General features: G+C 38.0%; 12 protein-coding genes and 4 tRNA genes. 7 read left to right on the plus strand and 9 right to left on the minus strand.

Annotation, left to right across the window (positions count from 1 at the left end; genetic code table 11):
* Positions 1-91 precede the first annotated feature (91 nt).
* Positions 92-976 carry an energy transducer TonB gene (locus OD757_RS10570; RefSeq protein WP_263031857.1) on the minus strand — a complete coding sequence of 295 codons (885 nt, stop codon included), beginning with the start codon at positions 974-976 and terminating at the stop codon, positions 92-94.
* Positions 977-1,208: 232 nt separating this feature from the next.
* Here OD757_RS10570 and OD757_RS10575 point away from each other — a divergent pair, with 232 nt between their 5' ends.
* The 3 genes from OD757_RS10575 to OD757_RS10585 all read left to right on the plus strand — a co-directional run bounded on the left by OD757_RS10575 (position 1,209) and on the right by OD757_RS10585 (position 3,399).
* Positions 1,209-1,880, plus strand: coding sequence for a hypothetical protein (locus OD757_RS10575; protein ID WP_009390590.1), 672 nt, complete (start codon positions 1,209-1,211; stop codon positions 1,878-1,880).
* Between the two features lie 158 nt (positions 1,881-2,038).
* On the plus strand, positions 2,039-2,752 hold the full coding sequence (locus OD757_RS10580) for a DUF3108 domain-containing protein (protein ID WP_004789577.1): 714 nt from the start codon (positions 2,039-2,041) through the stop codon (positions 2,750-2,752).
* 71 nt (positions 2,753-2,823) lie between these two features.
* The gene (locus OD757_RS10585; RefSeq protein ID WP_002119547.1) at positions 2,824-3,399 is read left to right on the plus strand and encodes a xanthine phosphoribosyltransferase; all 576 of its coding nucleotides are present in this window, start codon (positions 2,824-2,826) and stop codon (positions 3,397-3,399) included.
* A gap of 47 nt (positions 3,400-3,446) precedes the next feature.
* On the opposite strand, the gene wrbA is transcribed toward OD757_RS10585, so the two are convergent.
* Positions 3,447-4,055 (minus strand): NAD(P)H:quinone oxidoreductase, encoded by a 609-nt coding sequence (wrbA, locus tag OD757_RS10590; protein WP_263031858.1) that lies wholly within the window; start codon positions 4,053-4,055, stop codon positions 3,447-3,449.
* Between the two features lie 360 nt (positions 4,056-4,415).
* On the opposite strand from wrbA, the gene OD757_RS10595 reads away from it, so the two are divergent.
* Positions 4,416-5,663, plus strand: coding sequence for a YihY family inner membrane protein (locus OD757_RS10595; protein ID WP_009390575.1), 1,248 nt, complete (start codon positions 4,416-4,418; stop codon positions 5,661-5,663).
* An 81-nt stretch (positions 5,664-5,744) separates the two neighbouring features.
* On the opposite strand, the gene OD757_RS10600 is transcribed toward OD757_RS10595, so the two are convergent.
* Together OD757_RS10600 and OD757_RS10605 are read right to left on the minus strand one after the other, a co-directional pair.
* Complete coding sequence (locus OD757_RS10600; RefSeq protein ID WP_009390553.1) at positions 5,745-6,386, minus strand: fumarylacetoacetate hydrolase family protein; 642 nt, start codon at positions 6,384-6,386, stop codon at positions 5,745-5,747.
* A 39-nt stretch (positions 6,387-6,425) separates the two neighbouring features.
* Positions 6,426-6,923 (minus strand): YcxB family protein, encoded by a 498-nt coding sequence (locus tag OD757_RS10605; protein ID WP_009390580.1) that lies wholly within the window; start codon positions 6,921-6,923, stop codon positions 6,426-6,428.
* A gap of 223 nt (positions 6,924-7,146) precedes the next feature.
* On the opposite strand from OD757_RS10605, the gene OD757_RS10610 reads away from it, so the two are divergent.
* Positions 7,147-7,839 (plus strand): nitroreductase family protein, encoded by a 693-nt coding sequence (locus tag OD757_RS10610; protein ID WP_263031859.1) that lies wholly within the window; start codon positions 7,147-7,149, stop codon positions 7,837-7,839.
* 113 nt (positions 7,840-7,952) lie between these two features.
* On the opposite strand, the gene OD757_RS10615 is transcribed toward OD757_RS10610, so the two are convergent.
* Positions 7,953-8,029, minus strand: a tRNA-Arg gene (locus OD757_RS10615).
* A gap of 580 nt (positions 8,030-8,609) precedes the next feature.
* Here OD757_RS10615 and OD757_RS10620 point away from each other — a divergent pair.
* Entirely contained in the window at positions 8,610-10,814 is a 2,205-nt protein-coding gene (locus tag OD757_RS10620) for a hypothetical protein (RefSeq protein ID WP_263031860.1), read from the plus strand.
* Between the two features lie 69 nt (positions 10,815-10,883).
* Here the strand turns inward: OD757_RS10620 and OD757_RS10625 are convergent, their stop codons facing one another.
* The 4 genes from OD757_RS10625 to OD757_RS10640 form a co-directional block, all read right to left on the minus strand.
* Positions 10,884-11,477 (minus strand): HAD-IB family hydrolase, encoded by a 594-nt coding sequence (locus OD757_RS10625; protein WP_263031861.1) that lies wholly within the window; start codon positions 11,475-11,477, stop codon positions 10,884-10,886.
* A 107-nt stretch (positions 11,478-11,584) separates the two neighbouring features.
* A tRNA-Arg gene (locus OD757_RS10630) sits at positions 11,585-11,661 on the minus strand.
* Positions 11,662-11,699: 38 nt separating this feature from the next.
* Positions 11,700-11,776: transfer RNA gene (locus OD757_RS10635), tRNA-Arg, on the minus strand.
* Between the two features lie 9 nt (positions 11,777-11,785).
* Positions 11,786-11,876: transfer RNA gene (locus OD757_RS10640), tRNA-Ser, on the minus strand.
* Positions 11,877-12,137: 261 nt separating this feature from the next.
* Here OD757_RS10640 and rnr point away from each other — a divergent pair.
* Complete coding sequence (gene rnr / locus OD757_RS10645; RefSeq protein WP_263031862.1) at positions 12,138-14,552, plus strand: ribonuclease R; 2,415 nt, start codon at positions 12,138-12,140, stop codon at positions 14,550-14,552.
* Positions 14,553-14,613 lie beyond the last annotated feature (61 nt).

The following is a 14,613-nucleotide window of genomic DNA, read 5'->3' on the forward strand; positions in this document are numbered from 1 at the left end:
TAGAAGAAAAACATAATCTGTCTTTAGATAGGATTTTTTCTAATTAATTATAATCAATGTGGATAAGCTCAAACTTATCCACATTTTTTTATTAATGTACTTCAAATTCGGCTTGAGCAGGATCGAAACGCCACGTACGTACAATGCGTAATTCAGAAATATCTTTCATATTGGCATCGAAATGCCCAAACGGTGCGCCGCGACGTACTGAAGACTTAGCTGCTTCATCTAATATTGAATGCCCTGAGCTTTCAAGTAATCGAATTGCACGAATTCCGCCTTGAGCATTCAAAATCACCATTAAACGGACTTCACCTCTTAGCTGTTGTTGTTTGGCCTCTTCCGGATAATAGCGATTACCATACAACTCTACTTTTTCACGGAACTTATCTAAATAAGCAGCCGAAGCATCTTTCTTCGCTTGAATTCCATCTACTGTTTTTATTTTTTGTTGCCGACTGAAATCTTGTCTACGTTGTAAATATTGTGCTTCAAGGCTCGCAACCATCGCAGCTTTAGCCTGAAATTGACTTTGTAATTGTTCTAGTTCTTTTTTCCTTTGACTCGCATCAGCTTGTTTTTGCCAACTCAAAACAGTCATTAAGACTTTTTCTTCAAATTTAAGCTCTCTTTGCTGCTGAACCTTTTGCAAACTTTCTAACTCTGCATTTCCAGTTGAAGCATCATTAAGCATCGGATTTGGAGTATCACTAGAGGTACGGTGAGCTTCACGAAATGCGCCCGAACCTTGCTGGTCTGCTTGTGCCAAAAAGTCTGCCTGCTGAACTGGCTCATTACTTGATCGAATTGAAATTGCAATTTCTTTAGTCGACTGCTCTGATGGGCTAGGCATCGCAAAATGAATGAGCAACACAAAAACATGCAGTAAGATTGCCAATACTGTTGCAGCAATAAAGACTCGGTCTTGCCACCAATGGTAAAAAGGCACTATGGATAGACTTCTATTGTTCAACATAATTTTAAAAGCATATAAATGCCTTTTCCCCACGGTTTAATACCGAATAAAATATAAACTGATATTCAAATCTGGATAAAAGTGTGATTCACTTCAAATATAGAGTTTTATCCATTTTCATTTCGTCAAAATGTATCAATTAAATTTGTTACACTGCAATATCAAAACTCGTTTTTTATCATAATAAAGATTGTGTTGGTTCTTAAGTAAATTATCTTCTGGAAGTTCTTTTATGCAAACGCTATTTTCCTCATTAGTCAGACGCCTTAAAAAGGTCTACCAAAAAGCAGAAGCATTCATTGAAGAAGAAAGAGATTTTACGTTATCCCAAACCTTTCTGAATGCGACTTTACAACGTTATGTCACCAATAATGTTGAATTTCTAGATGACCTGCATGCCGATCTTTATCATGATTGGTTAAGGTTATATGCAACCATGCATGTAAAAGGCCTAGAGACGACACTATCTGTTGATTTAAAACTGATTCAGATGGAATTTAATCAAGAACAACAGCTTTTAGTTTTTGAACAAATTAGTAATACACAAATTATAGAAGCGAAATATAAAAACTTTTGGCAAAAGATTGCCGTAAAAGCCGCAGTTTTTTATTACCATAAAATTTTGAAAAAAGATCCTTTGGGAATGATTCTGGAACGTTTTAATGTAGCAGAAGAACGGGATGAACTCATATTTCTTGACCTCAACCGCTGGTTTGGTAAAAAGGCCAGTATCATCGAGACATTAGGTAAGGTGCATGTAAATTACGCACGAGTTCGTGAGGCTGAGTTAGTCGTATTTGGAAATGTGAATTTAGCAGCGCTACTTTACCGTGATCAGGACGATGATTTTGAAGATGAATTAGAAGATTCTGAAATCACGCCAATCCAGCAAAAAGATGTATAGAGCTGTGATGAATAAAAATGAATTAACTTCCAAAAAACACAAATAGATTACACATTTAGCATAAATCCTGATTTTTTCTCCATGATCAACAGGCATAATATGTTTAAGTTATAGATGCATCAGCACTGACTTTTCAGTCTGTACAAGGATATTTACTTATGGCAACAAAATTTCTGAAATCGTTTGGCATCGCAACAGGTATTTCAACAACTTTGCTTTTTGCAGGTTTCTCAAGCCATGCACTTGCCATGAGCCCATTTCAGGCAAATTATCAGTTCACTTATAATAATAAAGGTATGGGTTCGGCTACACGTACCTTAAGCCAGCAAGGTAATAATTGGACTTATAATTTCACCGCAAAAGCAGGTGGAATTGCTTCAGCAAGTGAAACAAGTAAATTTAGTTTTGCTAACGGTAAAATTGGATCTCAAAGTTTTAGCCGTACCAGCAAAATTTTGATTCATAACAACACCATGAATATTAACTTTAATCCAAACAGCAAAACTATTTCTACCAAGAAAGACGATAAAGCTCGTTCATTTGCTTGGCAGGCTGGCGTACTTGATGAGTTAAATGCAGAATTACAAGTTCGTGAAGATTTAAAAAATGGTTCACTTAAAACTTCCTACCCTCTTGCCGATGCAAAAGAAGTTGAAAATCGTCGTTTTGTAAAACAAGGCAATGAGAAAATTAAAACTTCTTATGGCACATTTGATACCGTAAAAGTTGTTTTAGAACATGGCAAACCAGACCGTAATACTATTTTCTGGTTAGCACCTAAATTGGACTACTTACCAGTTAAAGTCAGCCATGTTGATGGTAAAACTTCTTATGGCCTGTTATTAACAAGTTATACAGGTAAAACGAATTAAAGCTTGCATTTTTTCGGATGCTTTTTAAAATACGCATTTGCTTTAAAAGCATCCGTCTAGAGGATTCTCCCGTGCACGCACTAGAACAGAAAATCTTAACAGAAGGTATCGTTCTATCTGATCAAGTCTTGAAAGTCGACGCTTTCTTAAACCACCAAATTGATCCTGTATTAATGCAGCAGATTGGTAAAGAATTTGCCGCTCGCTTTAAAGATGCAGGGATTACCAAGATTATTACCATTGAAGCATCAGGTATTGCACCTGCAATCATGGCAGGTTTAGAACTTGGTGTACCTGTAATTTTCGCTCGTAAATATCAGTCATTGACGTTAAAAGATGACTTATATCGCTCTAAAGTATTTAGTTTTACTAAACAAACTGAAAGCACGATTGCGATTTCAAACAAACACCTTCATTCAACTGATAAAGCATTAGTTATTGATGACTTCTTGGCAAATGGTCAAGCTGCATTAGGACTAATTGATTTAATTCACCAAGCAAATGCAGAAGTTGTGGGCGTCGGTATTGTGATTGAGAAATCATTCCAACCGGGCCGTGATTTATTGCTTGAAAAAGGCTACCGAGTTGAGTCATTAGCACGTGTTCACTCTCTTACAGATGGCAAAGTTACCTTTGTAAAAGAATAAGATGTGCAAATAAAAAAAGAGCGGATATCCGCTCTTTTTTTATTTATTTAAAGGAAAACCGCAAGCTTCTTAACAACCTCACCCAAACGTTTGCCTTGAGCTTCACACAAAATCTTTTCATCCTGGCTTAAGCTCTGGTCATGACGCGGCCCGCTTACGTGGCTTGCTCCATATGGAGTACCACCTGTTTTAGTGTTTGACAACGCTGGAATTGCATTTGGTAATCCTAAAATCATCATCCCGTGATGAAATAACGGCGGAAGCATCGTGAGTAAAGTACTCTCCTGCCCACCATGCATCGATCCAGAAGAAGTAAAAACACAAGCAGGTTTGTTATGTAATGCCCCATTGAGCCAAAGACTCGTCGTTTGGTCCCAAAAATATTTCATTTCACTTGCCATATTGCCGAAGCGAGTTGGGGAACCTAACGCTAGACCTGCACAATTCGCTAGATCATCTAACGTACAGTAGATATCACCTTCTGCAGGAATACTGGGTTCGGCTACCGTGACAACTGGAGCAATATTCGGTACGGTCCGAATTTTCACTGACATACCCGCAGACTCAACACCATTGGCAATTAAATGAGCCATTTCTTTAGTAGAACCATATTTGCTGTAATAGAGTACAAGAATGTAAGGTTGCATCGGTTTCATAAATTTTGTTAAAAAGAACACTATACGGTATTTTTTATTTTTTTGGCGAAACCAATCTTGTGAAATTCTAGAGGAGATTGATTGTGTAGCATGAAAGGTAACACGAGCAAATTTCTCAAATTCGTTGAATAAAAAGCTCCTCGACTTTTAATGAGCCTTTTACCCCGACAACAGAAAGCCAACTTTTTTGAAAAGACTAGGACTACAATTTTTTCTATTGCGCATAGTAAACTTACAGAATGACTTTAATTCTATAAGTTATTATTTTGCTTTAATCTACGATTTGAGTTCTTAAGCTCATACTTTGATAAGCTATTAATCGCCCAACATGATGATTAAAAAAATCGGGATAGACGACGCATGTTACAACGTTTTTTAAGTAAGCTTCCTTTTTATAATAAAACCTGGTTTCAGTTCGTTTTATATGTATTTAAACGTTTTGAAGCGGATCGGTGCCGTGAACAGGCGGGTTCTCTCACCTATACAACACTATTCGCAGTTGTACCGATGTTAACGGTTTTTTTAGTTATTATTTCTTCAATTAAAGCGTTAGAACCTGCAAGACAACAGCTCCAACATTTAATCTATAGTAATTTTTTGCCCAAGAGCACTATTGCATTTGATAAAGCTCTAAATGCTTTCACAGAAAAATCGAGCAACCTGACCGTTATTGGTGTGCTTTTTTTATTCGTCACTACAGTTTTAATGCTGACCTCAATTGAAACAGTCTTTAATCGTATTTGGCGCGTAAAAGAAACGCGTAGTGGCATTATGGGTTTTATGCGTTACTGGACGATTATCTCTTTAGGTCCGATTATTTTAGGAAGTGCATTTGTCATTTCCTCAACTGTTGCATCGATGAACTTATTAAGTAATAACTTCACAGGTTATCAACTTGATGGCGCATTTCTCCTCTGGCTCATTTCTTTTGCCCTCACTATTTTGGGGTTCTTCATTTTATATTGGACCATTCCCAACCGCACAGTCCCAATTTATGCAGCAGGAATTGCTGCTTGTTTAAGTGCAGTACTGTTTGAAATACTCAAAAATTTATTTAGCTTTGTGATGTCAAATTTCACCAGTTATGAAATTATTTATGGTGCATTTGCAGCAGTGCCAATTTTCCTGTTATGGATCTTCCTTTCATGGAACATTATTTTACTAGGCGTAGAAGTGAGTTTTGCTCTAACTGCTTTTCATTCGGGAAAAGAGCAGAAACGTCATCCTGTTTTAATGTTATTAGATATTCTTGAATTGTTCTATAAAAAACAGAAACTCGGTGAAAGTGTAAGTGATAAAGAAGCCTTAGAAATTTTAGGCCGTGGAGAAATTGGTCGCTGGCCTGCTTATGTGCTTTTACTAGAAGAACAAAATTTGGTTAAACGCACCGATAAAGATGAATATGTTCTCGCACGTAATTTATCCCAAGTTGACTTCTGGAGCTTTTTCACAGCTCTTCCATATCCGCTCCCTTTACGCCAAGATGTTCAAAATGTGCATGATGACGATGAATGGATGGAAAAAATTGGGCCAGCGCTCATTGAGTCTAATGATTATTTGGCTGCCAAGCTTTCCATTCCTCTCTCAACAATCTTTGAAGAGAAATAAAAAGTAGAGCAATTCAAATAATATAAAAAACCCTATTATTGAAAAATAATAGGGTTAAAAATAGGCAGCTCTAGAAAGGAATTATGCCTTTACAAAAGTTTCCCAGACAAAATCCTGTGTTGCACCTTTTAATGTCATTTTTAACTGATCACCTGAGTGTAATGGCCCAACACCAGCAGGTGAACCTGTCATAATCACATCACCTGGTTCTAGTGAAAAGACCTGATTAATATCAGTTAACAGATCGCCAATGGTAAACATTAACAGTGCAGTATTTCCATCTTGACGCAATTCATTATTAATATGGAAAGTAAATTTAGTTTCTTGCCAATCTGTAATTTCTTTTGTATCAACCCAGTCCGCCAAAACACAAGCACCATCAAAAGCTTTAGCACGCTCCCATGGATGACCTTTACTTTTCAAATCATTCTGTAAATCACGCATTGTTAAATCAAGACCTAAAGACACTGCCCCAATCGCTTTTAAAGCTTGTTTGGGATCTGTTTCACCTTTCAAAGGTTGGTCAATACGTAAAACTAATTCGCACTCAAAATGACAACTGCCCCAAGCTGGATTCCATGAAATACCGTCATTTAAACCTATCAAGCTACTCGGTGGTTTAATAAATAATATAGGCTTGTCAGGCATAGCATTATTTAATTCTTTGACATGATCAGCATAGCTTCTGCCTACGCAAACGATTTTTGAAGGACGTGTATTCATGAGGCTTCCTTTGTTGTTGCGGCTAATAATTCCAATAATTTATTTCTTAAATGTATTTTCAAATATCGTTTGATCTGAAACCTGTGCAAATGCTCGCTTTGGCACAATAATTACAGTTTTGTTTTTTAACTCAAGCATGTACGTCAGTTTACCTTTAGCAAAGGTTTGCACATCCGCATATTGCACTACTTGCTTACGTTCACTGGAATAAAGCTCAAAATAATCTTGGTAGAGGTCAATGCCCTGCTCGCTCTTTCCAAACTGGTAACGAACAAATTGACGCTTAAATAACATCGGTAAAAGCCAATAACGCATTAACCCTTGCATCACCAGAAAAAACAAACCTAATCCGACATAATATCGGCCAACCCCAGAGAAACCTAAATACAGTCCCCAAATAATAATTGCGATACTAATTGCTGGTGTTAGAAAACGGGTAAATTGTTTTTTCCCAAATGTCACTAATGAAAATCCGTCTTGTGATTCTTCTAAATTCAAATAGTAACGTAAAGATAAAGCTGTTTTTTTCTCGGTCATTGCATTGCATCAATACTCAATAAATCGGAACTATTAGAGCATATTCATTTCAGCTTTAAAATGAATCAAAGGCTATTTTTTGTTTTACTCAAAAGTATCCATAGCAGTTAGACTAAATGACATTGTTCGTTGCATTTATAGAACGTAGATTCGTATTTATCAAACTTGTTTCACTTTTTAAAATTCCTACAATAAGAGCATCATCTTCTTAGTGGAATGTCTCATGTCTTTTTTTGCAAAATTATTTGGTTTAAATCAAAAAGCAACAGTCTCAAAAGATGTGGTTACGCAAACCACTCAAGAGGCCAATCTTTCCAATCAAACAAACTTTTTAGAATTAATTAAAAACCGTCGTTCTATTTATTCAATAGGGAAAAACTTAAAAAACTCTCCTACTGAAATTGAAAAATTAATCCAAGAGGCGGTAAAACATAGCCCATCTGCTTTTAATTCACAATCTTCTCGCATTGTGATTTTATTTGATCAATCACACCAAAATTTTTGGAATATAGTCTTAGATGTATTAAAAACTATTGTACCCGCAGACGCCTTAACGGGAACGGAACAGAAAATCCAAAGTTTTGCAGCAGGTGCCGGTACAGTTCTGTTTTTTGAAGACCAAGAAGTGATTAAAGGTCTACAAGAGCAATTCGAACTATATGCCGATAACTTTCCAATCTGGTCTGAGCATTCAACAGCAATTGCACAATTTGCAGTATGGAACGTGCTCGCTGAACAAGGTATTGGTGCTTCCTTGCAGCACTATAATCCAATTATCGATGAGAAAATTAATGCTTCTTTTAATATTCCCGCTCATTGGAAATTAAGAGCTCAATTAGTATTTGGTTCAATCGAAGGCGAAGCAGGAGAAAAAGCTTTTATTGAAGATGAAAGCCGTTTTAAAACATTTGGCTAAATTTTTCATCTTTAATTCTTTTTAAAGCTGGTTGCCATGGCTACTAGCTTTAAATAGAGATAATAAAAAATAGGCACAAAAAAACCGCTATATATAGCGGTTAATTCTTCAAGTGGTGCGCTCAGAGAGATTCGAACTCCCGACCCCTTAGTTCGTAGCCAAGTGCTCTATCCAGCTGAGCTATGAGCGCGTACTTGATGTTGCGCATTATACGCATTTTTCAAAGCTTAGGAAGCCTTTTTTCATCTTTCTGTCATCAACCGTCTAGTTCTTAGCCAGCACTCTATTTTACATAAAACAGTCGCTAAAATTATTGATCTTTTTCTCACCTAAGATGTATTTGAAATATTTTTTTTCAAATAAGTTTTATAGGTTTTTTGAAGTATTTGGCCATATACCAACAAGTTAAAGGCGACTATTTTAGTCAACATTATAGAAATAAAATATTTCTATTTGAACTTTAACATTATAGAGGTAGGTAAAATTTATCTAATACAATGCTTCAAATAAGTGAAAATATAAGTAAAAATATAATCAATTAAAAAAATATTATATAAAAACTATTATTATTTTTATGTCTAAATTAAATAAATTATTATTTCTTTAAATATTATTTAATATCAAAAAATGTGACTAGAAATACACATTGACAGCTTTTGATATCTAACCAATACTAAATTCCAATTATTGAGATATACATCTCATTAATTATATAGCGCAATAAATAATACTTACTTAAAAATACATAATTATATAGGAAATAGACCAACATGTTTTTACTAAAAAATCTCGTATCTTCGATCTCAAAAGTTACTCAAGACTTGGGTAATGTTATATCGGTGAATACTAACGTAAGCGGTGGTTCTTCAGTTGATGGTCATATATCAACCTCTGGCCTACTTTCAGACACTCTATCTACAGCAACAAATACTCTTACAACAACTACAACTGGCCTTGTTTCTAATGCCGTTGGCACTGTTACGGGTAGTATCGGTTCTACAAGCCCTGTAGACACTGTTACCAATATTATTGGTGGTGTAACAGGTGGTATTAGTGGTGGCAATCCTCTTGAAACCGTAACCAATATTATCGGCGGTGTAACAGGTGGTGTGACCGGTGGAACTTCTCCAATTTCTCCAGTCATTGATGTAGTTCAAGGCGGTATCGATATTCTTCAAGGTGTCGAAAGCTTAAAAACAGACATTATCAACACTGGCATTGAAACTGTTGCTGGAACAATCATTGGAGTACTCCCACAAACCGAACATCCTGTTTCTGAAATTGCAGACCTTGGCACATTAACTTTCGAAACTTCCCGTGACACGGTAAATGGTGCACTTGAAGTTGTTTCTGATTTAGTGGGTGGAGATATCTCAGGCGCAACTGCTTCAGCAACTGGTATTGTTGAAACACTTATCAACAATGGTACAACTGCTACAGGCATTGTCACTGGCGTTGTAGGAAGTGTTACAGATGTGGTGGGTGGCGTAACTGGTGGTGTTGGTGGTAACCCTCTTGAAGTTGTGACTGACATTATTGGTGGTGTAACTGGCGGTGTTGGTGGCAATCCTCTTGAAGTCGTGACTGACATTATTGGCGGTGTAACTGGTGGTATCGGTGGTGGCACATCTCCAATTTCTCCAGTAGTTGATGTAGTTCAAGGCGGTATTGATATCCTTCAAGGTGTCGAAAGCCTAAAAACTGAAATTATTAATACAGGTATCGACACTGTTGCCGACACAATTATTAGCATCCTTCCACAAACTGAACATCCTGTTTCTGAAATTGCAGACCTCGGTACACTAACTTTCGAAACTTCCCGCGACACGGTAAACGGCGCACTTGAAGTTGTTTCTGATTTAGTGGGTGGAGACATCTCAGGCGCAACTGAATCAGCGACTGGCATTCTCGGTACACTTATTACAAATGGCTCTACTGCAACTGGTTTGGTAACAGAAATCCTTGGCGGTGTAACTGGCACTATTGGTGGCGTAACTGGTGGTGTTGGCGGCAATCCGCTTGAAGTCGTAACTGACATTATCGGCGGTGTAACTGGCGGTGTTGGTGGTAACCCGCTTGAAGTTGTGACTGACATCATCGGTGGTGTAACTGGCGGTGTGGGCGGCAACCCTCTTGAAGTCGTGACTGATATTATTGGCGGTGTAACTGGCGGTGTGGGCGGCAACCCACTTGAAGTCGTGACTGACATTATTGGAGGTGTAACTGGTGGTATTGGTGGCGGAACTTCTCCAATTTCTCCGGTAGTTGATGTAGTTCAAGGCGGTATTGACATTCTTCAGGGTGTAGAAAGCTTAAAAACTGACATTATCAATACAGGTATCGACACTGTTGCCGATACAATTATCGGTATTCTTCCACAAGCAGAGCATCCAGTTTCTGAAATTGCAGACCTTGGCACATTAACTTTCGAAACTTCTCGCGACACGGTAAATGGTGCACTTGAAGTTGTTTCTGATTTAGTAGGTGGAGACATCTCAGGCGCAACTGAATCAGCGTCTGGCATTCTCGGTACACTTATTTCAAATGGCTCTACTGCAACTGGTTTAGTAACAGAAATCCTTGGTGGTGTAACTGGCACTATTGGTGGAGTTACTGGTGGGGATAGTCCTCTTGGTGTAGTAACCGATCTTCTTGGCGGCTTAACTGGCAGTGTAGGTGGCGATAGCCCGCTCGGTGTAGTGACTGACCTTCTAGGTGGTTTAACTGGTGGTGTTACTGGCGGCACAGACAACCCTATCGGCATCGTAACAGATATCGTAGGTAGCTTAACTGGCGGTGTGACTGGTCAAGGTGGCTTAGATGTTATTTCTAATTTACTCGGTGGATTAACTGGTGGTAGCTTACTCGGCGGAGTAACTTCTACAGTATCTAGCGTAACAAATACAACGCATACTATCGTACCTCAGTCATTACTTACTGATAACTTCTTAGATAACTCTTTCCATACTGTTTAATATCATTAAAAGAAAGCCACTTTTATAAGTGGCTTTCTCACTTAATATCGTTTCAAATATTAATTAATACTAATCAATCTCTTTCCATCTATAATATTTTTTATGCGCTAGCTCTAACATTGCATAATCATTAGGCGTATCACCATAAGCATAAATTGTAGGATATCGGGTTAAATCATATTTATTTCTTATTCTATTTACTTTTTCTAAATAACCACAATCCCCATCAATAAAATGACCTGTTAAAATACCATTATGTATTTCAAGTTGATTGCATATAACCTCTAAACCTAAAGAATGACACCAGCTTTCTAAATAAACACCTAATGATGCTGATACAACAACAATCTGATCACCTTGTTCTTTATGCCAAAGAATACGCTTCAAGGCATTTTCACGAACACAGGTAGGAAGCACATCTTTAGCAAACTCTTGTCCCATATATTTTAGGGAATTCGCATCATAGCCAACATATCCTACTTGGCAGAGCTTAGTCCGAATGGTTTTATCCGTTACCCAACCCAGCTTATAGCCAGCTATATAGGGCGCAAGTCGAATACCACCGACGAGTTGTGTTTTTCTGTCTAAAGAATATTTAAGAAATAAGCTGAATGTGTCGGTATGAGTAATAGTGCCATCAAAATCAAATAAGGCTAGGTTCATTTATGATTATCTCTAATATAATTAAAAAGTTATAAATTTAGATTTTTTAAAAATTACTAAAAAACAAGCACAAAAAAACCGCTATAAAAGCGGTTAATTCTTCAAGTTGGTGCGCTCAGAGAGATTCGAACTCCCGACCCCTTAGTTCGTAGCCAAGTGCTCTATCCAGCTGAGCTATGAGCGCGTAACTTGTGTGCCTTTCAGCGATTCGTTCTATTTACTTGGTGCGCTCAGAGAGATTCGAACTCCCGACCCCTTAGTTCGTAGCCAAGTGCTCTATCCAGCTGAGCTATGAGCGCATTAAGTAATGGCGGTGAGAGAGGGATTCGAACCCTCGATACCAGTAATAGGTATGCTTCCTTAGCAGGGAAGTGATTTCAGCCACTCATCCACCTCACCGGAACGAGCCGCCATAATACAAACTAAAACCACATTGTTCAAGTCATCATACTGAAATTTTCTTGTTTTTTAGTTCAATGAATTATTTTTTAAGCGATTTACTCATTATTTTCGTCTTTTTCGATCAAACGCTTGTTAAGATAGATATTATTTCTTCATCAAAATACTGTAGTGCATAACACATTATTGCAAACCTAAACGTGCAGTTCGGGTCTGCATGGCTTATGCTAAACTTATCTGCCAAGCGTGAAACCAAACGACATGACAAAAAACTGGGCTGACCCTGAAGCGAAAGCTGAAGCTGAACGTTATGACAATCCTATTCCAAGCCGTACTCTTATTTTAGATACATTGGAGCAGGTGCAAACACCACAATCTCATGCAGAGCTTGTCGATCATTTTAATATTCATGACCAAAAAAGTATCGAAGCGTTAAGTCATCGTTTAAGCGCTATGGTTCGTGATGGTCAAATCATGAAAGACGGTTTTAAATTTCAGTTGGTGGCAGATCAACCAACCTATGAAGCAACTGTTTATATTAATAGTAAAGGTTTAGGTACAGCACATATTGATGGTCAAACTGACCTTTTACTTCCTGAACGTGAATTACGTTTAGTATTTAATGGTGACCGAGTTAGAGTGCGCCAGACTTCGGTAGACCGTAAAGGTAAACCGTGGGGTTTTATTACAGAGGTTCTGCAACATCGCGTCAAACAATTGATCGGTAAATTGTCAGTTCATGATGGCGAATATTTTATTCAACCCAACAATCCTAATCAGCATCAGCCTATTCCTTTGGAAAAAGAACTTGTAAAACATGCTGAAGCGAATGTTGGTGATATGCTACGTGTTGCAATTGATAGCTATCCGACCCGCGAAGAGTTTTCAACAGCGCATATTATTCAGTCTATGGCGGACAAAGCTGATACAGAAATTATCATTCCACAAACTATTCTTGAATTTGGTTTGCCATATGAATTTCCAGATCAGGTATTAAAAGAAGCTGAAAGTTTTAAAGAGCCATCTGCTCAAGACCGTGAAGGTCGCATTGATTTAAGAGATTTAGCATTAGTTACGATTGATGGTGAAGATGCTCGAGATTTTGACGATGCAGTTTATGCAGAAAAACGTCCAGGTGGCGGTTACCGTGTTGTAGTCGCGATTGCCGATGTAAGTCATTATGTACGTTTAGATTCAGCCCTTAATGAAGAAGCTGAGGAACGAGGTACTTCGGTATACTTCCCACACTTTGTATTACCAATGCTACCAGAGGCATTGTCAAATGGTTTGTGCTCTCTGAATCCGCATGTCGACCGCCTATGTATGGTCTGTGACCTAAAACTTTCTCGTACAGGCCGTGTAACTGGCTATGAGTTTTATCCTTCAGTCATGCATTCAAAAGCGCGTTTGACCTACACTCAAGTAGCACAATATTTTGAAGGCGCAACAGATGCGATTCCAAAAGATCGTGATGTTCATAAATCATTAAATACGCTTTTCCAACTTTATCAAATTTTGAAAAACTTGCGTGCTGACCGTCATGCAATGGAATTTGAAACCATTGAAACGTATATGACTTTTGACGAGCTGGGCGGGATTAAAGAAATTTTGCCACGTACGCGTAATGAAGCGCATAAACTCATTGAAGAGTGCATGCTGCTTGCCAACGTAGCGGCTGCTGAATATGCGTTAGAAAATGATATTCCAATGTTATATCGCGTGCATGAAGCTCCTGAGTTTTCACGTATTCAGAAAGTAAAAGACTTTGTGAAATTGTTGGGTCTACCCTTCCCTGACCAGCCAACTCAAGCAGACTATCAAAGAGTAATTGAAGCAACCAAAGATCGTATTGATGCACCAAGCATTCATGCCGTTTTATTACGCTCAATGATGCAAGCTTATTATGGCGCAAAAAATGCAGGCCACTATGGTTTGGCATATGAGGCATATACTCATTTCACTTCGCCAATCCGTCGTTATCCAGATTTACTCTTGCACCGGGCTATTAAAGCGCACTTAAAACAAAAACCTTATCCTCTTTCTGGTGCCGCACTAGATGATGCGGGTGAACATTTTTCCCAAACGGAACGCCGTGCCGATGAAGCTTCTCGTAGCGTAACGACTTGGTTGAAATGTCACTACATGCAACAGCATTTGGGTGATGAGTTTATTGGTATTGTAAGTGCAGTGACCGAATTCGGTTTATTCGTGACGCTTAAAGACTTATATGTCGATGGCATGATTCATATTAGTCAGCTTGGTGATGACTTCTTTATTTATGACCAAGCAAGTCAAACTCTTGTAGGTCAAAATAGAGGTCAAGTTTTTGGTTTAGGTGATGAAGTTAAAATTCAAGTTGCTGGGGTAAACCTTGAAGAACGTAAAATTGACTTCCAACTCCTTCAACAAGTTACCCATGCAGGACGAGTCGTTCGTAGCCGAGCTCCACGCACAACTAAGACTTCTTCACAGGCAACTGAAGAAGTCTTCAGTAAAACAACTGGTAGTGATGGTGAAAGACCTGTTCACAAAAAGAAAGAAAAAGCTAAGCCTAGCTCTTATACCAAAAAATCTGGTAAAAAAACCTCAGTAAAAACTGAAAGTAAACCAGAAAAGGTAAAGAAAAAGTCTAAGCCTAAAAAGAAAAAAGCGAATGCGAAGCCAAAGGCTGAATAATTAAATCCTAGATGTTGCCAATTCAGAAATAAGCCTCCAATGTGAGGCTTATTTCTTTTTA

Source organism: Acinetobacter sp. AYS6 (assembly GCF_025630795.1).
In the GTDB taxonomy this organism is placed as follows: domain Bacteria; phylum Pseudomonadota; class Gammaproteobacteria; order Pseudomonadales; family Moraxellaceae; genus Acinetobacter.

Excerpts from the sequence above, each read along its gene's own strand:
- OD757_RS10570 (WP_263031857.1), bottom strand. The coding sequence starts at position 976 with ATGTTGAACAATAGAAGTCTATCCATAGTGCCTTTTTACCATTGGTGG.
- OD757_RS10575 (WP_009390590.1), top strand. The coding sequence starts at position 1,209 with ATGCAAACGCTATTTTCCTCATTAGTCAGACGCCTTAAAAAGGTCTAC.
- OD757_RS10580 (WP_004789577.1), top strand. The coding sequence starts at position 2,039 with ATGGCAACAAAATTTCTGAAATCGTTTGGCATCGCAACAGGTATTTCA.
- wrbA (WP_263031858.1), bottom strand. The coding sequence starts at position 4,055 with ATGAAACCGATGCAACCTTACATTCTTGTACTCTATTACAGCAAATAT.
- OD757_RS10595 (WP_009390575.1), top strand. The coding sequence starts at position 4,416 with ATGTTACAACGTTTTTTAAGTAAGCTTCCTTTTTATAATAAAACCTGG.
- OD757_RS10600 (WP_009390553.1), bottom strand. The coding sequence starts at position 6,386 with ATGAATACACGTCCTTCAAAAATCGTTTGCGTAGGCAGAAGCTATGCT.
- OD757_RS10605 (WP_009390580.1), bottom strand. The coding sequence starts at position 6,923 with ATGACCGAGAAAAAAACAGCTTTATCTTTACGTTACTATTTGAATTTA.
- OD757_RS10610 (WP_263031859.1), top strand. The coding sequence starts at position 7,147 with ATGTCTTTTTTTGCAAAATTATTTGGTTTAAATCAAAAAGCAACAGTC.
- OD757_RS10620 (WP_263031860.1), top strand. The coding sequence starts at position 8,610 with ATGTTTTTACTAAAAAATCTCGTATCTTCGATCTCAAAAGTTACTCAA.
- OD757_RS10625 (WP_263031861.1), bottom strand. The coding sequence starts at position 11,477 with ATGAACCTAGCCTTATTTGATTTTGATGGCACTATTACTCATACCGAC.
- rnr (WP_263031862.1), top strand. The coding sequence starts at position 12,138 with ATGACAAAAAACTGGGCTGACCCTGAAGCGAAAGCTGAAGCTGAACGT.